The organism is Cohnella pontilimi, assembly GCF_005049045.1.
Lineage (GTDB): Bacteria > Bacillota > Bacilli > Paenibacillales > Paenibacillaceae > Cohnella > Cohnella pontilimi.
In genome coordinates this window covers 39,720-61,987 of record NZ_SUPK01000013.1, presented here as the reverse complement: position 1 = coordinate 61,987, position 22,268 = coordinate 39,720, and the positions used below count along the sequence as shown (strand labels likewise).

Genomic DNA, 22,268 nt, shown 5'->3' with positions numbered 1-22,268 from the left:
GCGGGAGGGATAAGCGCTGAAAGCATCTAAGCGCGAAGCCCGCCTCAAGATGAGATTTCCCAATTTAGTAAGACCCCTGGAAGAACACCAGGTTGATAGGCTCGGGGTGGAAGCGCGGCAACGCGTGCAGCTGACGAGTACTAATCGGTCGAGGGCTTATCCTAATAAGCACACAGGTAATACGATGATGTTTATATCAGCAAATGTTTCGTTTCGCATCCGGTTTTCAAGGCGCAAGCCTTGCGTTAGTTGGTCTGGTAGTGATGGCGGAGGGGTTCCACGCGTACCCATCCCGAACACGACCGTTAAGCCCTCCAGCGCCGATGGTACTTGGACCGCAGGGTCCTGGGAGAGTAGGACGCCGCCAGGCCGACACAAACAGAAGGAGCCACGTCATGTGGCTCCTTCTGTTTTATTTTCTAATACTTTAACGATGATAGTATAATACCTCTTTCGGATCCATGCGGATGACTCCGTCGCCTCTTTCCCGCCGGATGCGCCACAGCAGCGTCAGTCGGGGAGCAAGCATCCAGAAATGCCAGTACAGAAGAGCGATCACCCATGAGGATCCCGCCCAGGGATAAAACAGGGCCGGTACACAGCAGCCAACCAAAAACAAATGAAAGTGCAGCCGGCGGAATAGGGCCAAGTTCGTATCCATCACGGGCAACGGGCCGATCCACGGCCAATCTCTCCGAAAGGCGAACCTTTTCTCCCAGGGTTCTTCTATTCTGCGAACCGTCAACTTTAACACCACACCATGAACGCCGAGCATGGCAAAAATAGAAATCACCGCGGCCAACAGCCCCATCCATCCATAAACAACGACTAAAGCAGAGGCGCCGATCAGCGCTGTCGCCATATAGCTGTATTTGCTCTCCGGACGGAGCGTTATTTTACGGATCAGCTTATAATGATAGATCGTCGGATCGCTGGCCGACACTGCCCGGCTCATAACCACGCCTCCCCACAAATGCTTCTGTTCTTTATAATCGGGCAGACTTTCCGCATAGTTAAGCCTTGTTCTATGATTTTCGTATATTTTCATAGAATCTGGACATACTGAAACGCAAATAGAAAAGAAAGCAGGGGATGGAGGCATTGGAAACGCTCGAATACAAGACCTGCATCGTATGCGGCCAGACCAAGGAAGAAGGGATTACCGTCGTTACGGAATTTATTTGTTCCTCTTGCGAATCGGAGATTGTCCAAACGACGACCAAAGACGAGAAATACCCGTTTTTCATCCGCCAGCTCCGGCAGCTTTGGGTCCGTTTTCACGTTTGACGTGCCGGCTAACGTCAGAACCCCCAACGGTTCTGACGTTTTTGTTTGGCCGGAAGCTTGGTCAACGGAAGGACAATTGGTAAAATGAAGGAATGACCTTCTTGAAAGGAGCCGGAGCATGTCGCTAGAGCCGCAACGCGCACCCCTGTACGAAATGCTGGAAACGCATGCCGGACTCGGGACGGCGCCTTTTCATGTTCCCGGACATAAACAGCGTTCGACATGGCAGCATCCACAAGCGGACCATCGCTACGAGGCGCTCCTGCCTCTCGATGTCACAGAGCTGCCGGACACCGACGACTTGCATCATTCCTACGGAGCGATTATAGAAGCCGAACGGCTGGCCGCGCAATGCTTCGGAGCGGAAGAGACACGCTTCCTGATCGGAGGAAGCACCGCAGGCAATTTGGCGATGATTCTCGGGGTCTCCAGTCCGGGGGATTTACTCATCGTCCAGCGCAACGTCCACCGCTCCATCGTTCATGGACTGATGATCGCGGGAATAAAAGCCGTCTTTTTACAGCCGAAAATTGAACCGCATACCGGACTCGCCTTGATTCCGGACATCGCGGCGGTCGAGGAGGCCGTCGCCCGCTATCCGGAAGCCAGAGGACTCCTATTGTCCACTCCGAATTATTATGGGCGCAGCGCAGAAATCCGAACCATTGTACGTCTATGTCACGGCGCCGGCATTCCAGTTTTGGTCGACGAAGCGCATGGTCCCCATTTCGGACTCCATCCTTCTTTTCCTTGTTCTGCGCTGCAATCGGGTGCGGACGTTGTCGTGCAGTCCGCTCATAAAATGTTGACGGCCATGACGATGGGCGCGATGCTGCACTTCCAAGGAAGCCTTGTCGACCGTGAGCCGATCCGGGCAGCACTCCGAATGGTGCAAAGCTCCAGCCCGTCGTTTCCGATTCTCGCTTCTCTCGATTTAGCCCGAAGGCAAGTACATATGCAAGGTTCCGCTGCGTTCGAGCCCGCTCTCGAGGCGGTCAAATATGTTCGAGACAACCTGCCGGATACGGCTTTCCGTGCACTCGGCAACATAGGTGCCACCCCTATAGAAGTAACGCAAGACCCGTTGAAGCTGGTTCTCTATGATCCGTCCGGACAATGGAGCGGATTCCGTATCCGGGAGGAGTTGGCAAGCCGCGGATGTGTAGCGGAGATGGCCGATACCCGTTACGCCGTGCTGGCGTTCGGCGCCGGTTCCAGGCCGGAGGATGGACGAGCTCTCATTCGAGCTTTAATGGAAATGACTGAAACATACGCGGAAACCGGCCACTCCGAAACGAAGGCGCCCTTTCCGGACCTCCACCTGTCCGAGACAGCATACGCGATTTCCGAACCGGTAGTTTTCCGGCGCAGCCTCCCGCCGACCGCTCGGGTTCGTTTGGATGAATCCGTCGGCCGGACGGCAGGCGAGTGGGTCGTTCCTTACCCGCCCGGCATTCCGGAGCTGTTCCCCGGCGAGCCCATTACGGAAGCTGCTTTATCCAGGATTCGCAGTTGGAGAGATCAAGCCGCTTCCATTCAAGGACCGGAAGACCCGGCACTCGGCTTCATACGCGTACTTCAGAAATAAGGAGACCGATATGTTTCACAAATTCAAAGACATACGCGCCGTCATCGCTTGGATCACGGTAATCCTTGCAGCCGGATTGGCGGTTTATCTGCTGATGATCCCCCCGATCAAAGGCGTAGCGGACAACGGCGATTTCGGACGTCTGATGAGAATTACCGGGTTTCAATATTTGGACCCGAACGAGTCGTATAGCGATCGTTATTTCGGCTACGCCCACCAGTATTATACTTACGGCGGATATTGGGGCGCCGGTTACGTCACCACGCAAGTGCTGCTTCTTGCGGTGACCGGTTGGATCGCCCGGATCTTCAACAGCCATGTTTTCGATATTCGCTGGCTGGGTGTCATGTACACGCTGCTTTGGTCGTCGGCCCTTTACCTCTTCATTCGACATGTGCCGAACGTGTCGAACAGGAAGATCACGACGGGTTTCGTGGCGGTTACGGCGGCGGTTTCCGCTTTGTTCGTTTTCGGAGACATGGCCTATTTGGCCTATTTTCAATCCTTTTTCGGAGAACCGTATGCGCTCATCGGCATGCTGCTGGCCATCGGCTCTGCTGTTGCGCTGACCTCGAAGGACGAGCCGTCCGGCAAGCTGCTGGCTTTGTTCATTTTGTCGGCTCTCGCCGTAACCACCTCCAAAATTCAGTATGGGCCGCTCGGCTTTGCTTTTGCGCTTCTGGCCTGGCGAATGATGGCGCTTCGTGCTGACCGCCGTTGGCATCGGCAGGTACTGTCGGGAATCGGCGCACTGCTGCTGTGTTCCGTCCTGATGATTGTGGCGGCCCCAAGCGGTCTCAAACATATCAATCTATACCAGTCGATCTTTTATGGCGTTCTCAAAGATTCTCACGACTTGTCCAAAGATATGAAGGAACTTGGGATTCCGGAAAAATACGCGGGGCTGGCGGGAACGAACTATTTTCAAAAAAACACGGTCATTCCCCAGAACGACACCATGCTGCGCGAAGAAGTGTTAAGCCGGCTCGGTCATCGAGATATTGCTTTGTATTACCTGAAGCATCCGGCACGTTTCGTCGAAAAGCTGGAAAAAGCCGCGGCGAACGGCATGTTTATTCGGCCTTATTACCTGGGTAATTACGATCAATCAGCAGGCAAGCCCCGCGGTGCCATCAATCTCACCTTCAGCGGCTGGAGCGAGTGGAAGGTTCACAGGATGCCGCATACGCTGGGCTGGTATCTGGGGTTTTATTTTATTTATTTTATTGTGCTTGCGGTATGTTGGCGGCGGACCCGATCCATTCGCACCCGAATCGCTCTGGAGGCGTATGCGGCGGTTGGAATTGCGGGCGCATTCGCAGCCGTGGTACCGATCATAGGAGACGGGGAGGCCGATCTCGGCAAGCATTTGTTTATGTTTAACGTGTGCTTTGATATGATGGTAGTAAGCGCACTGACGGGCCTTGCCTACGGTATTGCCCGTTGGACCCCAAGCATCAGGGCTTCATAGTCGAAAGGAGCAACCAAGTGGCAGGCGGCACATTTATTACGTTCGAAGGCGGAGACGGTTCAGGAAAAACGACACTCATCCGCTCTTTGATGGATAGACTGGAAAGGAACGGCCGGGAAGTCGTCGTCACGCGCGAGCCTGGGGGAAGTCCGATCGCCGAAGCGATCCGGGAAGTGATTTTACATGTCGACAACACGGCGATGGATCCGTTGACCGAAGCGCTCTTGTACGCCGCTTCCCGCAGACAGCATTTAGCCGAGAAAGTGCTGCCGGCGCTCGCGAGAGGAGCCGTCGTTGTCTGCGATCGGTTTGTCGACAGCAGCCTGGTCTATCAAGGCTACGCGCGCGGACTCGGAATCGACTCGGTATGGGAGATCAACCGTTTTGCCACGGAAGGAAGGATGCCGGACCTTACCTTGTATCTCGATTTGGATCCCCAAATCGGTTTGTCCCGCATCGAAGCGAGCGGCAGGCGGCAGCCGGACCGGCTGGATCTCGAAGGACTGGACTTTCACACACGTGTACGGGAAGGCTATCGCCAAGTAGCCGCCATGTTTCCGGAAAGGATCGTCATGCTGGATGCCTCCGGGGACCCCGGGCCGTTGAAAGAACAAGTCTGGAAGCTCGTGTCGGCAAGGCTGGAAAGCAGATAAAAAAAGGATTTTCGGATAGGCGTGTCCAATTTTAATTAGAGTGAGAGATACCGACCCTGACTTTATTTCAAGGAGGGCCATTGCGATGAAAATGCTCATTGCGGTTATACAGGACAAAGACAGCAGCCGGTTGTCGAACGCGCTGATCAAGGAAGGATTTCGCGCGACGAAACTCGCCAGCACCGGCGGCTTCCTGCGTGCCGGCAACACCACGTTCCTGATCGGGATCGAGGACGACCGGGTCCAACATGCTCTTGATGTTATTCGAGCCAACTGTAAAGTAAGGGATCAGCTCGTGACACCGGTGTCTCCGGTGAGCGGCGCAGCCGATTCGTACATTCCTTTTCCGGTCGAAGTGCAGGTCGGCGGTGCCGCCGTATTCGTGCTTCCCGTGGAACGCTTCGAACATTTCTAACAGAGACCGGGCGGTGAACGGCCTTGAAAATTCAGCCGGGGTTTTACCCGATCAACAAGACCTTGCAGAGAGGCGATACGACCGCCCGGCCTGCATCGTCGCAAAGCTTCTCGGATATGATGCAGCAGCAGGAAGAAGAGAGAACGCAGGAAGAACTTCAGCGCAAGCTGGAGGATATCCGCCAGCAGGGGGACCGGCTGAGCCGGTCCATGACCGTCCGCGAGTTAAAGCTGTACCGTCATATGGTCAAAGGCTTTCTCGAAGATACCGTCCGCCGCGGAATCGGCCTGAAGGAAACGAAGGGCTGGGACCGCCGCGGACGCGGCAAGCGGTACAAGCTTCTCGAAGAAGTGGACGAGCTGCTGCTCGGCATGGGCGAGGAGCTGCTACAAACCGAGGCCGGACGCCTGGATCTTCTGCAGAAGGTCGGAGAGATCCGGGGCCTGCTCATTAATTTCGTATTTTAACTTCGACTGATACCGGGGCGTTAATGTCAGTCGTGGACCTATAGAGGAGTGCGCAACATGCGGATAAGCGAGATTCCCGGCCAGGAAAGGGCCAAGTCGCTGCTGCGGCAGGCGCTTCGTTCCGGCAGAATCGCCCACGCCTATTTGTTTGCAGGTCCGGGAGGCTCCGGCCGGCACGAGATGGCGATGGCATTCGGCCAAGCGCTGCTGTGCGAACGCGGAGGAGACGACGCTTGCGGTGAATGTTTGGCTTGCCGCAAAGTCAGCCACGGGAATCATCCCGATTTGCACGTGGTATCGCCGGACGGGACCAGCGTCAAAATCGAACAAATCCGGGAGCTGCAGCGAGAGCTTTCCTATCGCAGCGCCGGATCCGGCTATAAAGTTTATATTATTGAAGCGGTAGAGTCGATGACCGTGCAAGCCGGCAACAGTTTGCTGAAATTTTTGGAGGAACCGCCTTCTCCCGTCGTGGCGATCTTAATCGCGCCAGGGGCACAGTCGGTTCTTCCAACCATTTTATCGAGAACGCAGCTTGTCCCTTTCGTACCGGGAGACCGGACGGCGATGGAAGAAGCGTTAATCGCGGAAGGAAAGCCTCCTCTACTCGCCAGAGCGGCGGTAAATCTGGCATCGGGCTTGGCTGCCGCACGGGCTCTGACAGAGGAGAATTGGTTTGCAGAAATCCGAAACGTAGTGATACAATTAGGCAGAGAGAATCCGACCCGGTTTCCTGGAAGTTTGCTTACGGCACAACAGCAGATTTTCAAGACGGACCTCTCGGAGCATGTCGATACGCTGCTGCAATTGTTGGCATTATGGTATAGAGATATGATTTACTCCGTGACCGGGCGTCACAAGCAGATGGTATTTTCCGATCAAGCGGACTGGATCTCACAGCACGCTTGGACCCGGACGACAGAGGCTTGGACCTCGGCTATGGAATCGGCGCTCTCGGCGGCGAGACGCGTCAAAGCACACGTTGCTCCACAGTTAGCGCTGGAGCAATTTCTGGTGAACGTGCGGGAGGGGTAGCTTTGTACGAGGTTGTCGGCGTCCGCTTTAAGAAAGCGGGCAAGATCTATTATTTCGACCCCGCCGAGCATCCGGTCACCCAGGATCAGCATGTCATCGTGGAAACGGCTCGCGGCGTGGAATACGGCAAAATCGTCATCGGCCCGAAGACGGTCGGCGAATCGGATGTCGTACTTCCGCTCAAGAAAGTGATCCGTGTCGCGGGTGACATAGATGCCCGGGCGGTGGAAGAAAACCGCAGTGCGGCGAAGAACGCTTTTGAAGTCGGACTGCAGAAAATTAAGGACCACGGACTGAAAATGAAGCTCGTGGACGTCGAATACACGTTTGACCGCAACAAGATCATTTTTTACTTCACGGCGGAAGGACGCGTAGATTTTCGAGAGTTGGTCAAGGACCTGGCCGGCGTGTTTCGGACAAGAATCGAACTGCGCCAGATCGGCGTCCGGGACGAGGCGAAGATGCTCGGAGGAATCGGACCTTGCGGCCGCGTGCTGTGCTGTTCCACCTGGCTGGGAGACTTCGAGCCGGTATCGATCAAGATGGCCAAAGACCAGAACCTTTCGCTCAACCCTACGAAGATTTCAGGTCTTTGCGGCCGCTTGATGTGCTGCTTGAAGTTTGAGCATGACAACTACGAAAGCACGAAGGAAGAACTGCCGGCGGTGGGCCGCCATGTGGTGACTTCGATGGGAGACGGCAAAGTGGTCGGCCTGAATACCGCCAGCCGAACCGTTCATGTCCAACTGTTCGACCTCGGCAAAGTGAAAGAACTGCCGTTTGACGACGTCGTCCTCAAATGACCGGTAACCTACAACTTGAGGCTTGAGGTGGAAGGTTGTTCATGAAAGATATTTTCCTGCGTGTGAGCGAACTGGAATCCAATATCGGCACCATGCATTCCGACCTCGGTGATTTAAAGCTGAAGATCAAGGAATTGCTGGAAGAGAATCAGCGTCTTCGGATCGAGAATCAACAGCTTCGCAAAATATTGAAGCGGGAGACCGATCCCGGCAGCAACGGCGAATTGGCGGAAGAACCGGCCGCCCTGCGCAAAGAAAAGCCGCCGTCCGTACCGGGCATCGGGGAGGGTTACGATAACCTGGCCCGCCTGTATCACGAAGGGTTTCATATTTGTAATGTGTATTACGGTCATCTGCGTATGGAAGGCGATTGCTTGTTCTGTTTGTCTTTCCTGAGCAAATAATGCACAGATTCGCGACGCTTGAAGAACATGCCGTCTATTCCTTCGGGAATGGCGGCTTTTTTGTTGGAGAGAGCCGTCGGGTGGCGGTTTAATCCGAAATCGAGTAAGCTAATGGGCATGAAGGTTAAAGGACGAACGGTCGGAAAAAAAGGAGCGGGCATAGGTGGCGGACAGCAAGGCGACTAACACGGAGGAGCAGGCAAAAGACGTCCTCCTATCCGGCGAGCGGCTGGATCATCTGCTGACGCGGGATTTACAAATCATTCAGAGTCCGGAAGTGTTCAGCTTCTCGCTGGATGCGGTGCTGCTCGCCCGGTTTGCGGGAGTGCCGCCCAAAGGGCGGATCCTCGACTTGTGCACGGGCAACGGTGTGATTCCACTGCTGCTGTCCACTCGAACCGAGGCACGCATCGAAGCGGTTGAAATCCAGCCGCGGCTTGCGGATATGGCAAGGAGAAGTGTGGCGCTTAATGGCTTATCGGATAAAATCACGATCCATGAAGATGATCTGCGCAGCTGGGTGCCGCAGCATAGCGGCACGGAGGGGATATTCGACGCGGTGACGGTGAATCCGCCCTATTTGCCCATGCATAGCGGAGAGCATAAAGGGAACCCGCATTTGGCGATGGCCAGACACGAGTTGGGCTGTACGCTGGAGGATGTGGTCGCGGCCTGTTCCAAAGCGGTACGCGCCGGCGGACGGGTGTCGATGGTTCACCGGCCTACACGGCTGGCGGATATTATCGTGGGGATGAGGCGTTACCGGCTCGAGCCGAAGCGCATTCGATTCGTGCACCCGAAGCCTGCGGCGGAGGCCAACATGGTGTTGATTGAAGGGACGAAGTATGGCAAGCCGGAAGTGCGGATGCTCCCTCCCCTCATCGTATATGAGGACAGCGGTTCTTATACGCAGGAGCTGTTGGATGTATTCTATGGAAGGAAAGCCGAGCTTACGGATACCAAACTTCAGTCGGATGAGGAGGGCCGGGCATGATCGAAGAAGAGAACATCCGCGATGAGGCGCAGGTTCAACGCAGCTTCGCTTCCCGGGAACGGCCGGGGACTTTATACTTGGTGGCGACACCGATCGGCAATCTCGAGGACATGACCTTCCGGGCCATTCGGACGCTGAAGGAAGCGGATTTAATCGCGGCGGAAGATACCCGGCAAACGCGCAAGCTGCTCACGCATTTTGAAATCCAGAACCGGCTCGTCAGCTATCACGAGCACAACCGGGAGGCAAGCGGAGCGGAGCTGATCCGTTTGCTCGAGGAAGGAAAGCACATTGCGCTGGTGAGCGATGCAGGCATGCCCGCGATTTCCGACCCCGGAGCGGAGTTAGCTGCTGAAGCCGCCTCCCGCGGGATACCGGTGGTGCCGATTCCGGGCGCCAACGCAGCACTCTCCGCTTTGATCATCTCCGGATTGCCGACGGACCGGTTTCTGTTCGCGGGTTTTCCGCCGCGGGACCGCAAAGGACTCGCTGATTTTTTCGACCGGCTGGAGAGCGAGCCGGGTACTTTAATCTTATACGAGTCTCCGCACCGGATCCGTAAGACGCTTGCGTATTTAGCGGAGCGATGGAGCGGCAGGAGAATGGCGCTAGTCCGCGAATTGACCAAACGTTACGAAGAAGTGTGGCGCGGGACGATTCGTGCGTGTCTGGCGTATGCGGAGGAACAGCCGCCGATCGGGGAATGCTGCCTGATTATAGAAGGCAAGGGGGCGGGAGGACAACCCTCTGTCGAATCCGGCGAACAATCGGGCGCTTGGTGGGCGCCGCTTACGATCACCCAGCATGTCGGGCATTATGCCGAACAATCCGGGGGCAACCGCAAGGAGGCAATGAAACTCGCCGCCAAAGACCGAGGGATCTCCAGACGCGATGTTTATCAAGCGATATTGGAGCAAGGAGAGGCTGATAATCCTGAGTCATGATCGTCCCGCCAGATAAAAAAAGTTCCTCCCGCGTGAATCGCTCGGGAGGATGCAAGGAGTTATAAAAAGGTTAGAATTAACAATTAGTAAGTGTTGTTTCTATTATAACTGATTTCTTTTAATTTGTCACAGGTGAAGGCAAATCCTTCAAACATTCTCTGCAAACAATTTTTCCTTTGAAATACGTCACGTTCTCTGCATTGCCGCAAAAAATGCAAGCCGGTTCGTATTTTTTGAGCATGATGCGCTCTCCGTCCACATAGATCTCAAGCGCGTCTTTCTCTCCGATGCCGAGCGTCCGGCGCAGTTCGATCGGAATGACCACCCGGCCCAATTCGTCAACTTTACGTACGATGCCTGTAGATTTCATCATTTGGAAATACCCCTCTCAGAAGGTTAAAATAATACCGAACATTGGTTTCACCTGGTTTAGGCTTGTCCAGTGTCGTCAGCATTCGACAAAGTTCTTGTTTTTCCACGCCACTTATCGTACCAACGTTTCCCAAAAAAGTCAACCAAAAAAGAGTCCGAGACAAAGCGAAAGAACTCGTCTATCCCCATGAATAGAGGAGAAGTCACGGAATGGACACATCCTCGCAGGGCGGACTTTACTAGGAGACAGCTTAACGACAATTTTCGACACATAAAATAGAAGTTTGTCGAATGAAAGCGAATGAGAGGTGATGACACATGCTGCGCGGATTGTCGGAAGAAAAAGTGTTTAAAGATCCGGTGCATCATTCTGTATTCATTCAAGACCCGACGATTTGGAAATTGATCGATACGCCGGAGTTTCAAAGGCTTCGCCGGATCCGCCAACTTGGTACTTCGTACATGACTTTCCATGGCGCGGAGCATAGCCGGTTTTCTCATTCGCTGGGTGTATACGAGATTACGCGCAAAATCATTTCGCAGTTCGAACGCAACGGGTATCCCGACTGGCCGCAGGAAGAAAGGCTGGTCAGCTTGTGCGCGGCTTTGCTGCACGATGTCGGCCATGGGCCGTTTTCGCATTCCTTGGAGCAAGTGTTCGGCACCCATCACGAAAAATGGACATGCGAAATCCTTCTCGGCGATACCGGCATTAACCGAGTGCTGCGCGAAGCCGATCCGTCCTTGCCGGAGCGGGTTTCTTCCGTCATCTGCAAAACCTACGGGCAGCCCATCGTCGTCAGTCTCGTGTCCAGCCAAATGGACGCGGACCGGATGGATTACCTGCTCCGGGATTCTTATTTTACGGGGGTACATTACGGTACCTTCGACTTGGACCGGATTCTGCGCGTTCTTCGCCCCTATAAGGGAAAAATCGTGGTGAAAGAAACGGGCATGCACGCCGTCGAGGCCTATTTGATGTCCCGGTATCAAATGTACTGGCAGGTCTACTTCCATCCCGTGACGAGAAGCTCCGAAATCGTGCTTCGGTCCATTTTCAAAAGAGCCCGTATCTTGTACCGATCGGATTACCGTTTCGAATTTTTGCTGCCGCCGCTTCGCAGGCTGTTCGATGGCGAGTTGACGGTCGGGGATTATTTGGAGCTGGATGAAGCGATGGTCCAAACGAGTTTTGGCCGCTGGACGGGGGAGAAAGATCCGATTTTGTCGGATTTATGTAAAAGATTCCTGAACCGGCAGCTCTATAAATATATCCCCATGGAGCATCGTGACGAAACAACGCTGTCGGAATTCAGGCGGCAATGGCGCGAAATCGGCCTGGATCCGGATTATTATCTGGAAGTGGACACCCCCACCGATTTACCTTATGACGTGTATGATACGGACAGCGATCAAGGCGGACCGGAAAAGCCGCCCATCCTGCTTCTCGATGACAAAGAGCGATTGACCGAGATTTCTGAGAAGTCCGAAATTATCCGCTCGATCGCCAAAGTGCAAAGAGGCAAATATCACATCTATTATCCCGAGGAGCTTGTGCAGGAGCACGCGGACAGGCTTTCTCCGGACATTCGAAAACTACTGTATTTATAATAGAAGGGAGACAACTTACGACATGCTGATCGACACCCATGCACACCTGGACTCGCCCAAATTCGACAGCGATCGCGAAGACGTCATTGACCGCGCTCAAGCGTCAGGAGTGGACACGATCGTAAACATAGGATTTAACCGGGAGACGATTCCGACGACGATGGCGCTCGCCGAGAAGTACCCGTTTATTTACGCAGCCGTCGGATGGCATCCTACGGATGCGGTCGATATGAAGATGGAGGAAGACTTGGCCTGGATCGAGGAGCTGTGCAGCCATCCGAAAGTCGTGGCCATCGGAGAAATCGGATTGGACTATTATTGGGATACCGCGCCGAAAGAAGTGCAGCATGCGGTGTTCCGGGAACAAATTCGTCTCGCCCGCAAAGTACGCAAACCGATCGTCATTCACAACCGGGATGCCCACGAAGACGTCGTTCGACTGCTTCGCGAGGAGGATGCAAGGGATGTAGGCGGCATTATGCACTGCTTCTCCGGCAGTTGGGAAACGGCGAAAATGTGTCTGGATATGGGGTTTTACATTTCGTTCGGAGGTCCGGTTACTTTCAAAAACGCCCGCGTGCCCAAAGAGGTGCTTTCACGTGTTCCGGATGACCGTTTGCTGCTGGAAACGGATTGCCCTTATTTGGCTCCTCATCCGCATCGTGGAAAACGAAACGAGTCGGCCTACGTGAATTTGGTCGCAGAATCGGCTGCCGAAATCAAAAATATTTCCGTGGAAGAAATTTGCGAGTTGACCAGCCGAAATGCACGCCGCTGTTTATCTTTACGTTAACCGGACGTAAAAAAAAGGACATCTTTGGATGCCGAATTTCCCGTTTAGGCTGAAAAAACGGATATAACGGCGATTTCGTTCAAAAGTAGCGGGGTTTTCGGCCGAAAATGGGCATTTACACCTGTTGACCCTTCTTTACACGTTCGGCGCGTTATGGGTATTATCTAACACAGAGTTTCATATGTCATTCCTTTTCCAGAAACGCTGAATCTTCCGTTAGGAAGAGCGGGGGACCCAACGCAAGGGGCGTCGATGACGTCAGCAGCGGTCCGAGCAATCTTGGGGTGAATTTCGCGCAGGCGGCACAATGAAGCCGTACGGCGAATAGGGCAACTCTCTTTGCCCGAATCCGACAGCTAACCTCGCAAGCGTATGAGAGAGAGGTCAACCTGGTGTTTTCTATTGCCTTTTGCGCTCAAAAGGTAAGCCACGAACAGGCCCTCTGTCGGTGGCTTTTTTTAATGTGCAAAAATGGGGTAATAGTGACATTAAGGCCTGTTTTCTGGTCTGGGCGGTACCGCGTTCGCGCCGAATTTGCCGCTAACGCCGAGCGCTGGTGTCGTTATCAAAAAAGATTAGTCGCGTCAGACTCATCATGCATCACAGTCGACGGCGGGGCTATGAAGGAGGAGCGAGAAAATGGGGATTTTTCCTGCAGGGGAAACCCATGATCCACGACCGACCGGCAAGCTTATCGCAGCGAAATGGAAGCATGAGCATTTGCGTGTGATCCTGATCGGCGCAATTCTCTCTTTTGCTGTCATCACTATGTATACTTCGCTGCTGAACGGTGCGTCAGCGAAAAGCGTCACCGTTGTGGACGACGGAAAATTCGCCGTCTACCAAACCCGGAGTTCCGACGTATCCGGATTTTTGGAAGAGCAGAACATTAATGTCGGACCCTATGACCGTTTGTCTTTATCGCTGGCTGACCCTCTACATAAAAGAGGACACATCGTGATCGAACGGGCCAAGCAAATTTCCATCCAGGCGGACGGCACACAACAAGTGAAATATACAACGGAGCAAACCGTGGGCAGCGCCCTCAAGGCGTTCGGCGTTCAGGTAGGCGCTCAGGACCGTGTCGTACCGGCGCTCGACTCGCCACTGCTGGAAGGTATCAAAGTGAGCGTAATTCGGGTGCGCACCGAGAACACGGAGACCAAGGAGCCGATCCGGTTCGCGGTTGTCGAGCGGAAAGACGCCGACCTTGCGGTCGGAAAGAAGAAAGTGATCACCGCGGGCAAACCCGGTGTCCTTGTCAAAAAAGTCGTCAAAGTGTATGAAAACGGTAAACTGGTTCGGCAGCAAGTGTTGAATCAGGCCGTCGCTCAGCCGGCTGTGCAGCAAGTCGTTGCGGTCGGTACCAAGAAGAAGCCGAAAGTGACGACGTTGGCCTATAACGCTTCGACGGAAGGCAATGTGCTGAAATTAAACGGCAATACCGTCAAAGTGAAGCATGTGCTGAATAATGTGACGCTTACCGCTTATTCGGCCGGTGTTGCCTCTACAGGCAAATCCAAGGGGCATCCGGAATACGGGATCACCCGATCCGGCACAAGAGTCCAGGAAGGCCGCACGATCGCGGTCGATCCGAAGGTCATTCCGCTGGGCTGGTGGGTGTATATCGAAGGAATAGGCCTTCGCCGTGCGGAAGATACCGGCAGTGCCATCAAAGGCAAAAAGATCGATGTGTATTACGACAGTGAGGCGTACGCCGACCGCTTCGGCTTGAAGCGGGGTTATACGGTATATGTGATTGGTCCTGTTAAACCGACGGCCAGCTGAGCCGAAAGGTTGCAGAACTACGTACCAATGCGGCAATGGTACTCATACTTTACCACAGGTTCGCTTTTCCAATCGGGGAGGCGAACCTGTTTTTTTGGTAAATTTTTCTTGACTTGCTGCGGCAGCCAAAGTTGTTTACGCTGAAACAAAGTAAGCAAAGGCGGAATGGACAGGCATGATCCGAGAAATGATTGTGGTGGAAGGCAAAGAGGATACGGCTGCCGTACGGAGAGCGGTGGGCGCCGACACGATCGAAACCGGGGGATCGGCGGTCGACGAAAATGTACTGAGACGAATCGAGCTGGCGCAGGACAGGCGGGGCGTCATTATTTTCACGGATCCGGATTCGCCGGGCGAACGGATACGCAAAATTGTGGCGGAGCGGGTTCCGGGCGCCAAGCATGCCTTTTTGACGCGCGGCGAGGCGAGGGGGCGGGACGGCATTGGCGTCGAGCATGCGTCCGACGAGGCGATACGCCGCGCGCTCAACGCCGTCCGAAGTCCGGAGGAGAGCGGCTGCGGGGAGGAAGGCGTCCAAATCGCCTGGAGCGATTTGTTGGACGCGGGGCTGATCGTTCACGCGAATGCCGTTCGCCGGCGGGAAAGAATGGGCGAGCTGCTCGGCATCGGCTATGCGAACGGTAAGCAGTTTTATAAGCGATGCATCATGTTTCGCATTACGCCGGCCGAATTTGCCGCCTCGCTTCAACAGCTGGAGAGGGAAGGGTTGTAGATCAGATGAAAACACCTCAGGAGAACGGCAAGCCGGGCGGCATACAGCCGGCGATCGCGGCGGCCGGCCGAACGAAAGATATTATTCGCAGACACGGATTCACGTTCAAAAAAAGTCTCGGACAAAATTTCCTCATCGACAGCAACATCCTGGATAAAATCATCGCGGCGGCTGGGCTCGACAAGGCACGCGGCGCACTGGAAATCGGTCCCGGCATCGGAGCGCTTACCGAGCGTCTTGCTCAGGCGTCGGGCAAAGTCGTGGCACTCGAAATCGATAACCGCCTTATTCCGATCCTGCGGGAAGCACTCTCCTCCTATGACAACGTAAACGTCATCCATGCGGATGTGCTGAAAACAGATCTCCACCGATTATGGGAAGAGCAGTTTGCGGAAAGTGCGGGAGTGAGCGTGGTCGCGAACCTGCCCTACTACGTAACGACCCCGATCATCATGAAGCTGCTCGAGCAGCGGCTCCCGGTGGAAAATATCGTGGTCATGGTACAAAAAGAAGTCGCGGAACGAATGGCGGCCAAACCGGGCGGCAAGGAATATGGCAGCCTCAGTATCGCCGTTCAATATTACTGCGCGCCGGAGCTGGTCTGTACCGTGCCCTCAGGCGCTTTCATGCCGGCGCCAAACGTCGATTCCGCGGTGATCCGACTCACGAGACGAAGCGAACCGGCCGTATCGGTACCCGATGAAGGTCGCTTCTTTCAAGTTGTGCACGCGGCATTCGCGCAGCGGCGCAAGACGTTGGCCAACAATCTCTCGTCGTTGTCCGGCAAAGAGCGGAAGGGCGAATTGTCCGCTTTGCTGGAAAGCTGCGGAGTGAAACCGGAGCGCCGGGCCGAGACGCTGTCGTTGGAAGAATTCGCGAGAATCGACGCCGCGCTTGCGGCAGCCGGCATGAACAGTTGATCGCGATTGCAGAAGATAAGCCGAACATAAGGGACGCGCACCGTAGCGTACTCCTGCCCATAGGATAGACGAAGAGGTGATTTGCCTATGAAGCAGGGGGACCTGGTCATCCGTAAATCCTACGGCGGGGACATGTTGTTTCGCATTGCAGCATTTGCAGGCCGTGAAGCGGTACTTCGCGGGATGGAATATCGATTGCTGGCCGACGCTCCTGTCGCGGATCTTCAAACGGTGCGGAATCCGGACGAGCTCGGCCAAACCAAGCAGGTCCGGATCCAAGCCAACGAGTCGCTCCGCCGTTTGCGGGAGGAGCTCATCCGGCAGACGGAACGTGCAGGCGCCTCCCCGGTAACCTCCGAAAGGAACCAGTCGTATTTTGAGCTGCCGGGGAAAGTGCTGCATGTGGATGGGGACGCGAACTACTTGAAAAAAAGCATGCAGGTGTACGGTCAGCTTCGAGTGCCTGCCGAAGGCATACATTGTCACGAATCGCAAATGCCGGAGCTTCTTCTCCGGCTTCTTCCGCAAGTGCGGCCGGACATCGTGGTCATCACCGGTCACGATGGTGTGCTGAAACAAAGAGAAGGCTGGCAGCACCTGGGGAATTATAAAAACTCGCTCAATTTCGTGCATGCCGTTCATGTGGCCAGAGAATACGAACGCAATCGGGACTCGCTCGTGGTGATCGCCGGTGCTTGCCAGTCCCATTTTGAAGCTTTGCTGTATGCGGGGGCCAACTTCGCAAGCTCTCCGGGGCGAATCATGATCCATGCCTTGGATCCTGTTTATGTTGCGGTGCGCACGGCCTTTACCTCTTTCCGGGAAACGATCAACATGTCGGATGTGATCTCCCATACGATTAGCGGTATGGAGGGTGTCGGCGGCATTGAGACGATGGGCAGATACCGGGTGGGAATTCCAAATTTGAAGAAATCGCCACAAAATGTGAACATTGTGTGACAGTTGTTTTGGCTGATTTCCAAAAAGCCGTCAAAATCAAGGAAATTCACCGTTGACAAAAATTTGGAGCGGCTGATATAATATTTCGCTCATTTGACAAGACACCTCTTTTTAGTTATAATTTACAGGGAAAGAGGTGGTAGTGGATCATGGCCAAAAATGCGCTTCTGGAAATTAAGCGAAGCCTGGAGCCTCACGTCGGTTCCAAAATCATGCTCCGCGCCAACGGTGGACGACGCAAGACCATCGAACGCACGGGCGTATTGGAAGAAATCTACCCATCGGTTTTCATCGTGAAGCTGGACCAAGAGCAGCATGCTTTTAAGCGGGTTTCCTACAGCTACGCCGACATTCTGACCGAATCCGTCGAAGTCATGCTGTGTAACGAGGAAGGCCAGGTCCGGATCAGCTACTCGCATTGACGAGATTTGTATGCACGGGCAGTTTCGCGCGCCATACCGGCAGCGAAGCTGCCCGTTTTGCATGGCGCGGATTTTGCGCGGGCAAACTAAAGGCGGGAACGCCGTACCGGCATTCCCCTCGAAGGGAGGGCATAGCCGATGAGCCGGAGAAGAAGCGTCATGTCCGAGCAATTCAAGGCCGAGCTTGCCAAAGACCTCGGGTTCTATGACACCGTCCAACGCGAAGGCTGGGGCGGTATTCGCGCCAAGGATGCCGGGAACTTGGTGAAGCGGGCGATCGAGCTTGCACAGCGGTCGATGACACAGCCGCCGCAAGCGTAGTCCGGCGCCAGCGGAATTGGACAGAGAAGGACGGGCCGCACGCTTCGGCGGGAGCCCGTTCTTCTTTTTGCTGAAGGTCTTTGTTATAATATGTAAAGCTTTTTCTCCGAGTGGTGATGAGATGACGACGAAAATATATGAAAAGGCGCCAGCCAAGATCAACTTGCTGCTGGACGTGATCCGCAAACGGGACGACGGCTACCACGAAGTGGAAATGATCATGACCATGGTGGATTTGGCCGACCGGCTCGAGATGGAAGAGCTTCCCCGGGATCAAATCATACTGTCCAGCCAGGCGGGCTTCATTCCGCTGGACGAGAAGAACCTGGCGTTCCAGGCAGCCCGGCTGATCAAGGAGCGGTATGGCGTAACGCGCGGGGTGTATTTGCATTTGGACAAGCGCATTCCGGTGGCGGCCGGTCTCGCGGGAGGCAGCAGCGACGCGGCAGCCGCGCTTCGCGGGTTGAACCGGCTGTGGCAATTAGGTTTGTCCACGGCCGAGCTTGAATCGCTGGGTGCCGAGCTCGGTTCGGATGTCCCGTTCTGCGTCCGCGGCGGCACCGCAATCGCCCGCGGTCGTGGAGAACGGTTGGAGACGATTGCGTCACCGCCGGCTTGCTGGGTCGTGCTGGCCAAACCTCCGATTAACGTGTCTACGGCGGACGTATACGGCAGGCTGAGGGCCAATGAGCTGACCCGGCATCCGTCGATTCCGAGAATGGTGGAAGCCATCCGCGGCCAGTCGTTCGCCGATGTGTGCGCATCGCTCGGCAACGTGCTGGAAACGGTGACCCTGAACAGGTACCCGGAAGTCCGCCAAATCAAAGAATGCATGGTGAAGCTCGGCGTGGACGGCGTGCTCATGTCGGGAAGCGGGCCAACCGTTTTTGGCCTCGTATCCAAAGAATCCAAACTCGCCAGAATTTACAACGGGCTTCGGGGTTTTTGCAAAGAGGTGTATGTCGTCAGAATGCTTACTTAAAGCGGGGCTCACGGGGTCATCAGTTGCCGAAAGCCGTATAAAACGTTATGATGACGGTAAAAATATTCGGATTTTGACGGGAGAGAAATGCGTGAAGAAGCTGAAACGCAGCGCGCGTCTGGTAGAAATGACCCAATATTTGCTGGCCCGTCCCCATACGTTAATTTCCCTTACGGCTTTCGCGGAGAGATACCAATCCGCCAAATCGTCGATCAGCGAAGATTTAGCCATCATTAAAGAAGTCTTCGAAGAGCAGGGCGTCGGCGAACTGCATACGCTGGCCGGAGCCGCCGGCGGAGTCCGGTTCACCCCCAAATGCCGCAAAGATCAGGCGCTGGAGCAAATCAACGCGATATGCCGTCAGCTGGAAGAGCCGGATCGGTTGCTGCCGGGCGGTTACTTGTACATGACGGATCTGATCGGCGAGCCCGGACTGATGCAGGAAGTCGGGCGCATGTTCGCAAGCGCTTTCTCCGACTCACGCATCGATGTGATCGTGACGGTAGAGACGAAAGGTATTCCTCTCGCCTACGCTACCGCCCAATTTTTGAACTTGCCGGTGGTCGTCGTCCGCCGCGATCATAAAGTGACGGAAGGTTCCGCGGTGAGCATCAATTACGTCTCAGGCTCAAGCAAGCGGATTCAGACGATGTCGCTCGCCAGACGCGCTCTCAAGGAAGAATCGCGCGTACTCATCATCGACGATTTCATGAAAGCCGGGGGAACCATACAAGGGATGGTGGATCTGCTCCGTGAATTCCGGGCGGAGGTCGCCGGCGTCGGCGTATTGGTCGAATCCGGAGAGGTCGAATATGAGGAACGTTTGCTGCATGACTACGTATCATTGGCCCGCTTAACCGAAGTGGACCTGAGAACCCGCCGCATTACCGTTCAACCGGGCAATTACTTTCAGTCATAGACTTAGGAGGCAGCCTAAATGAACCTGAAAATCGTAACCACAACGTCCGCTCCCGCCGCGATCGGCCCTTATGCACAGGCGGTGCGGGTCGGTAATTTGTTGTATACCTCCGGCCAAATTCCGCTGACCCCCGCGGGAGAGCTGGTTGCAGGCGGAATTACGGAGCAGACGAACCAAGTGTTAGATAATTTGAAAGCGGTATTAGCCGCCGAAGGCGCGAGTCTGAAAGACGTGGTGAAAACGACTGTTTTTTTGAAGGATATGAATCAATTTGCCGAGTTCAATTCGGTGTACGCTTCACACTTCGGAGACCATACACCCGCCCGTTCAACCGTAGAAGTGGCAAGGCTTCCGAGGGATGTATTTGTCGAAATCGAGCTTATAGCGGCGATAACTGTCGAAACTGGAAGTATTTAAAAAATTATTTCTAGTTTTCCAGCGTTTTTACCAGTTTAAAGAAGGATTTGCCGTTGTTTTGTGGAATATTACACCAAGTCTTCTCAGAGACAAAGGTGGTGAACACAAAATGCAAATTACAGATGTGAGACTTCGTCGCGTCAATTCAGAGGGTCGTATGAAAGCGATTGCTTCGATAACCATTGACAACGAATTCGTCGTTCACGATATCCGCGTGATCGACGGTAACAATGGTATGTTCGTGGCTATGCCGAGCAAGCGGACTCCGGACGGAGAATTCCGCGATATCGCTCACCCTATCTCCTCCGGTACGCGGGAGAAAATCCAGGCCGCCGTTCTGGCGGAATACGAGCGCGCCGCTCAAGACGAAGAAGTAATGGTTGAAGGGGCATAATAAAGCCGCCGCGGGAAGAGGGCCTGGTTGGGCTCTCTTTTCATTTGTGCAATAATCATCTAAACTAAATTGTTGTAGAGGAAAGACGAAGCAACGGAAGGCAGGACGATCCGATGAAGAAGATGGCGATTGTGCTTGCGGCCGGACAAGGCAAGCGAATGAAATCGAAACTATATAAAGTTCTTCACCCTGTATGCGGAAGGCCGATGGTCGGCCATGTGGTCGACGCGGTGCGGAAAGCGGAATGCGATCGCGTCGTCGTGGTGGTCGGCCACGGCGCCGAAGCGGTTCAGGAGACACTTGGCGATTCGGTGGAATATGCGCTGCAAGCCGAGCAGCTCGGTACAGGCCATGCAGTGGCACAGGCCGAAAGTCTGCTGGGAGCGGAGGAGGGGATTACAGTCGTCATCGCCGGAGATACGCCGCTCATTTCCGCGGAGACGCTGCGGCAGCTTCTCTCCATTCACGAGCGGGAAGGCGCGGCCGCTACGGTCTTAACGGCCAAATTGGCGGATCCGACCGGCTACGGGCGCGTCGTCCGCGGTCCGGACGGCAGCGTGCTTCGCGTTGTGGAACATAAAGACTGTTCACCGGAAGAAGCGGCCATTACCGAGATCAATACGGCCACCTACTGCTTCGACAACCGAAAAATGTTTGAGGCGCTGCGCGGCGTGACCAATAATAACGCGCAAGGAGAGTATTATTTGCCGGACGTCATCGGAATCTTGAAACGGCAAGGAGACCGAGTGGCCGCTTGTCTGCTGGCAGACCCGGACGAAGCGACCGGGGTGAACGACCGGATCGCAATGAGTGCGGCAGAGAAGCTGATGCGGCGTCGGATTAACGCGCAGCATCAGGCGAATGGAGTGACGCTGATCGATCCGGAAACCACCTATATCGAAACCGGTGTCACCATCGGACAAGATACCGTCATATATCCCGGCACGACGCTTCGGGGCAGCACCTCAATCGGTTCCGACTGTGTGGTCGGGCCGGCTGCCGATTTGACCGACTCGATCGTAGGCGCCGGTACGACCATCCGTCAAACCGTTGCCGAAGGCGCTGAGCTGGGCGAAGAATGTATCGTGGGACCGTTCGCGTATTTGCGTCCAGGTACAAAGCTCGGACGGCATGTCAAGGTGGGCGATTTCGTGGAGCTGAAAAACGCTTCGGTCGGCGACAACAGCAAAGTGCCCCACCTCAGCTACCTGGGAGACGCGGTCGTCGGATCGGGCGTCAACGTAGGATGCGGCGCGATTACGGCCAATTACGACGGGTATAATAAATTTGTGACAGAGATCGGCGATAATGTGTTCGTGGGCAGCAACGTCAACCTGATCGCTCCGGTCAAAATTGGAAGCGGCGCGTTTATTGTGGCGGGCTCTACCATTACGCACAATGTGAACGATAACGATCTGGCGATAGCCCGGCCGCGGCAGGAAAATAAGCCGGGATACGCGGACAAGATTCGGGCTCGCGCTCGCAGCAAGAAAGAGAAGAACAACGAGAACGGCAACGCGTAAAATTACGGGTCGGAGAGCGTCCGCTCGAACGACAGGAAAGCGGGTATTTTCC

The 22,268-nt window shown here is 54.8% G+C and carries 26 protein-coding genes, 2 rRNA genes and 1 riboswitch; of the genes, 26 read left to right on the top strand and 2 right to left on the bottom strand.

Annotated features, from left to right (window positions below; translation table 11 throughout):
• Positions 1-164, top strand: a 23S ribosomal RNA gene (locus E5161_RS20130); the annotation flags it as partial.
• Positions 165-253: 89 nt separating this feature from the next.
• Positions 254-370: ribosomal RNA gene (gene rrf / locus E5161_RS20125) — 5S ribosomal RNA — on the top strand.
• A gap of 57 nt (positions 371-427) precedes the next feature.
• On the opposite strand, the gene E5161_RS20120 is transcribed toward rrf, so the two are convergent.
• Positions 428-955 carry a transposase gene (locus E5161_RS20120; RefSeq protein WP_136779672.1) on the bottom strand — a complete coding sequence of 176 codons (528 nt, stop codon included), beginning with the start codon at positions 953-955 and terminating at the stop codon, positions 428-430.
• Positions 956-1,101: 146 nt separating this feature from the next.
• Between E5161_RS20120 and E5161_RS20115 the strand changes: the two genes are divergently transcribed.
• From E5161_RS20115 to rsmI, 11 genes are all read left to right on the top strand, one after another.
• Positions 1,102-1,287, top strand: a complete 186-nt coding sequence (locus tag E5161_RS20115; RefSeq protein ID WP_425456552.1) for a sigma factor G inhibitor Gin — start codon at positions 1,102-1,104, stop codon at positions 1,285-1,287.
• Between the two features lie 118 nt (positions 1,288-1,405).
• Positions 1,406-2,875, top strand: a complete 1,470-nt coding sequence (locus E5161_RS20110; RefSeq protein WP_136779670.1) for an aminotransferase class I/II-fold pyridoxal phosphate-dependent enzyme — start codon at positions 1,406-1,408, stop codon at positions 2,873-2,875.
• Between the two features lie 10 nt (positions 2,876-2,885).
• A complete protein-coding gene (gene wsfD, locus E5161_RS20105; protein WP_136779669.1) occupies positions 2,886-4,346 on the top strand; it encodes a glycan biosynthesis hexose transferase WsfD in 1,461 nt (486 codons plus the stop codon).
• A gap of 17 nt (positions 4,347-4,363) precedes the next feature.
• A complete protein-coding gene (gene tmk, locus E5161_RS20100) occupies positions 4,364-4,999 on the top strand; it encodes a dTMP kinase (protein ID WP_136779668.1) in 636 nt (211 codons plus the stop codon).
• A gap of 85 nt (positions 5,000-5,084) precedes the next feature.
• A complete protein-coding gene (locus E5161_RS20095; RefSeq protein ID WP_136779667.1) occupies positions 5,085-5,414 on the top strand; it encodes a cyclic-di-AMP receptor in 330 nt (109 codons plus the stop codon).
• A gap of 23 nt (positions 5,415-5,437) precedes the next feature.
• Entirely contained in the window at positions 5,438-5,881 is a 444-nt protein-coding gene (locus E5161_RS20090) for a YaaR family protein (protein ID WP_136779666.1), read from the top strand.
• 57 nt (positions 5,882-5,938) lie between these two features.
• Positions 5,939-6,916: a DNA polymerase III subunit delta' gene (gene holB, locus E5161_RS20085; RefSeq protein ID WP_136779665.1), complete on the top strand. Its 978-nt coding sequence runs from the start codon at positions 5,939-5,941 to the stop codon at positions 6,914-6,916.
• Positions 6,917-6,918: 2 nt separating this feature from the next.
• A complete protein-coding gene (locus E5161_RS20080) occupies positions 6,919-7,719 on the top strand; it encodes a PSP1 domain-containing protein (RefSeq protein WP_136779664.1) in 801 nt (266 codons plus the stop codon).
• A gap of 41 nt (positions 7,720-7,760) precedes the next feature.
• Positions 7,761-8,123, top strand: coding sequence for a DNA replication initiation control protein YabA (gene yabA / locus E5161_RS20075; RefSeq protein ID WP_425456550.1), 363 nt, complete (start codon positions 7,761-7,763; stop codon positions 8,121-8,123).
• 163 nt (positions 8,124-8,286) lie between these two features.
• Positions 8,287-9,117, top strand: a complete 831-nt coding sequence (locus E5161_RS20070; protein WP_136779662.1) for a tRNA1(Val) (adenine(37)-N6)-methyltransferase — start codon at positions 8,287-8,289, stop codon at positions 9,115-9,117.
• Complete coding sequence (gene rsmI / locus E5161_RS20065) at positions 9,114-10,061, top strand: 16S rRNA (cytidine(1402)-2'-O)-methyltransferase (RefSeq protein WP_136779661.1); 948 nt, start codon at positions 9,114-9,116, stop codon at positions 10,059-10,061. Before E5161_RS20070 ends, rsmI begins: the two co-directional genes overlap by 4 nt.
• A gap of 118 nt (positions 10,062-10,179) precedes the next feature.
• Here rsmI and E5161_RS20060 read toward each other — a convergent pair whose 3' ends face one another.
• Positions 10,180-10,434, bottom strand: coding sequence for an AbrB/MazE/SpoVT family DNA-binding domain-containing protein (locus E5161_RS20060; RefSeq protein ID WP_027086730.1), 255 nt, complete (start codon positions 10,432-10,434; stop codon positions 10,180-10,182).
• Between the two features lie 317 nt (positions 10,435-10,751).
• Between E5161_RS20060 and E5161_RS20055 the strand changes: the two genes are divergently transcribed.
• The 13 genes from E5161_RS20055 to glmU all read left to right on the top strand — a co-directional run bounded on the left by E5161_RS20055 (position 10,752) and on the right by glmU (position 22,216).
• A complete protein-coding gene (locus tag E5161_RS20055) occupies positions 10,752-12,044 on the top strand; it encodes an HD domain-containing protein (RefSeq protein ID WP_136779660.1) in 1,293 nt (430 codons plus the stop codon).
• 22 nt (positions 12,045-12,066) lie between these two features.
• On the top strand, positions 12,067-12,837 hold the full coding sequence (locus E5161_RS20050; protein WP_136779659.1) for a TatD family hydrolase: 771 nt from the start codon (positions 12,067-12,069) through the stop codon (positions 12,835-12,837).
• Between the two features lie 192 nt (positions 12,838-13,029).
• Positions 13,030-13,223: riboswitch (cyclic di-AMP (ydaO/yuaA leader) on the top strand.
• Between the two features lie 253 nt (positions 13,224-13,476).
• Positions 13,477-14,625, top strand: coding sequence for a resuscitation-promoting factor (locus E5161_RS20045; RefSeq protein WP_136779658.1), 1,149 nt, complete (start codon positions 13,477-13,479; stop codon positions 14,623-14,625).
• Between the two features lie 175 nt (positions 14,626-14,800).
• On the top strand, positions 14,801-15,358 hold the full coding sequence (gene rnmV / locus E5161_RS20040; protein ID WP_136779657.1) for a ribonuclease M5: 558 nt from the start codon (positions 14,801-14,803) through the stop codon (positions 15,356-15,358).
• Between the two features lie 5 nt (positions 15,359-15,363).
• Positions 15,364-16,278, top strand: a complete 915-nt coding sequence (gene rsmA, locus E5161_RS20035; RefSeq protein ID WP_136779656.1) for a 16S rRNA (adenine(1518)-N(6)/adenine(1519)-N(6))-dimethyltransferase RsmA — start codon at positions 15,364-15,366, stop codon at positions 16,276-16,278.
• An 87-nt stretch (positions 16,279-16,365) separates the two neighbouring features.
• Positions 16,366-17,238, top strand: a complete 873-nt coding sequence (gene yabG / locus E5161_RS20030) for a sporulation peptidase YabG (protein ID WP_136779655.1) — start codon at positions 16,366-16,368, stop codon at positions 17,236-17,238.
• A 149-nt stretch (positions 17,239-17,387) separates the two neighbouring features.
• Entirely contained in the window at positions 17,388-17,660 is a 273-nt protein-coding gene (gene veg / locus E5161_RS20025) for a biofilm formation stimulator Veg (protein ID WP_123042679.1), read from the top strand.
• A gap of 138 nt (positions 17,661-17,798) precedes the next feature.
• Entirely contained in the window at positions 17,799-17,981 is a 183-nt protein-coding gene (locus E5161_RS20020; RefSeq protein WP_136779654.1) for a protein sspF, read from the top strand.
• Positions 17,982-18,102: 121 nt separating this feature from the next.
• Complete coding sequence (gene ispE, locus E5161_RS20015; RefSeq protein WP_136779653.1) at positions 18,103-18,963, top strand: 4-(cytidine 5'-diphospho)-2-C-methyl-D-erythritol kinase; 861 nt, start codon at positions 18,103-18,105, stop codon at positions 18,961-18,963.
• Positions 18,964-19,054: 91 nt separating this feature from the next.
• Complete coding sequence (gene purR, locus E5161_RS20010) at positions 19,055-19,882, top strand: pur operon repressor (RefSeq protein WP_136779652.1); 828 nt, start codon at positions 19,055-19,057, stop codon at positions 19,880-19,882.
• Between the two features lie 18 nt (positions 19,883-19,900).
• Positions 19,901-20,299, top strand: coding sequence for a RidA family protein (locus E5161_RS20005; protein WP_169306777.1), 399 nt, complete (start codon positions 19,901-19,903; stop codon positions 20,297-20,299).
• A 109-nt stretch (positions 20,300-20,408) separates the two neighbouring features.
• Entirely contained in the window at positions 20,409-20,693 is a 285-nt protein-coding gene (gene spoVG, locus E5161_RS20000) for a septation regulator SpoVG (protein ID WP_035119511.1), read from the top strand.
• Positions 20,694-20,806: 113 nt separating this feature from the next.
• Positions 20,807-22,216 (top strand): bifunctional UDP-N-acetylglucosamine diphosphorylase/glucosamine-1-phosphate N-acetyltransferase GlmU, encoded by a 1,410-nt coding sequence (gene glmU / locus E5161_RS19995; RefSeq protein WP_136779651.1) that lies wholly within the window; start codon positions 20,807-20,809, stop codon positions 22,214-22,216.
• Positions 22,217-22,268 lie beyond the last annotated feature (52 nt).

What these genes read in the sequence shown, in the direction of transcription:
- E5161_RS20120 (WP_136779672.1), bottom strand. Translation starts at nt 955, where the DNA reads ATGAGCCGGGCAGTGTCGGCCAGCGATCCGACGATCTATCATTATAAG.
- E5161_RS20110 (WP_136779670.1), top strand. Translation starts at nt 1,406, where the DNA reads ATGTCGCTAGAGCCGCAACGCGCACCCCTGTACGAAATGCTGGAAACG.
- wsfD (WP_136779669.1), top strand. Translation starts at nt 2,886, where the DNA reads ATGTTTCACAAATTCAAAGACATACGCGCCGTCATCGCTTGGATCACG.
- E5161_RS20095 (WP_136779667.1), top strand. Translation starts at nt 5,085, where the DNA reads ATGAAAATGCTCATTGCGGTTATACAGGACAAAGACAGCAGCCGGTTG.
- holB (WP_136779665.1), top strand. Translation starts at nt 5,939, where the DNA reads ATGCGGATAAGCGAGATTCCCGGCCAGGAAAGGGCCAAGTCGCTGCTG.
- yabA (WP_425456550.1), top strand. Translation starts at nt 7,761, where the DNA reads ATGAAAGATATTTTCCTGCGTGTGAGCGAACTGGAATCCAATATCGGC.
- rsmI (WP_136779661.1), top strand. Translation starts at nt 9,114, where the DNA reads ATGATCGAAGAAGAGAACATCCGCGATGAGGCGCAGGTTCAACGCAGC.
- E5161_RS20060 (WP_027086730.1), bottom strand. Translation starts at nt 10,434, where the DNA reads ATGATGAAATCTACAGGCATCGTACGTAAAGTTGACGAATTGGGCCGG.
- E5161_RS20055 (WP_136779660.1), top strand. Translation starts at nt 10,752, where the DNA reads ATGCTGCGCGGATTGTCGGAAGAAAAAGTGTTTAAAGATCCGGTGCAT.
- E5161_RS20050 (WP_136779659.1), top strand. Translation starts at nt 12,067, where the DNA reads ATGCTGATCGACACCCATGCACACCTGGACTCGCCCAAATTCGACAGC.
- E5161_RS20045 (WP_136779658.1), top strand. Translation starts at nt 13,477, where the DNA reads ATGGGGATTTTTCCTGCAGGGGAAACCCATGATCCACGACCGACCGGC.
- rnmV (WP_136779657.1), top strand. Translation starts at nt 14,801, where the DNA reads ATGATCCGAGAAATGATTGTGGTGGAAGGCAAAGAGGATACGGCTGCC.
- rsmA (WP_136779656.1), top strand. Translation starts at nt 15,364, where the DNA reads ATGAAAACACCTCAGGAGAACGGCAAGCCGGGCGGCATACAGCCGGCG.
- yabG (WP_136779655.1), top strand. Translation starts at nt 16,366, where the DNA reads ATGAAGCAGGGGGACCTGGTCATCCGTAAATCCTACGGCGGGGACATG.
- veg (WP_123042679.1), top strand. Translation starts at nt 17,388, where the DNA reads ATGGCCAAAAATGCGCTTCTGGAAATTAAGCGAAGCCTGGAGCCTCAC.
- E5161_RS20020 (WP_136779654.1), top strand. Translation starts at nt 17,799, where the DNA reads ATGAGCCGGAGAAGAAGCGTCATGTCCGAGCAATTCAAGGCCGAGCTT.
- ispE (WP_136779653.1), top strand. Translation starts at nt 18,103, where the DNA reads ATGACGACGAAAATATATGAAAAGGCGCCAGCCAAGATCAACTTGCTG.
- E5161_RS20005 (WP_169306777.1), top strand. Translation starts at nt 19,901, where the DNA reads ATGAACCTGAAAATCGTAACCACAACGTCCGCTCCCGCCGCGATCGGC.
- spoVG (WP_035119511.1), top strand. Translation starts at nt 20,409, where the DNA reads ATGCAAATTACAGATGTGAGACTTCGTCGCGTCAATTCAGAGGGTCGT.
- glmU (WP_136779651.1), top strand. Translation starts at nt 20,807, where the DNA reads ATGAAGAAGATGGCGATTGTGCTTGCGGCCGGACAAGGCAAGCGAATG.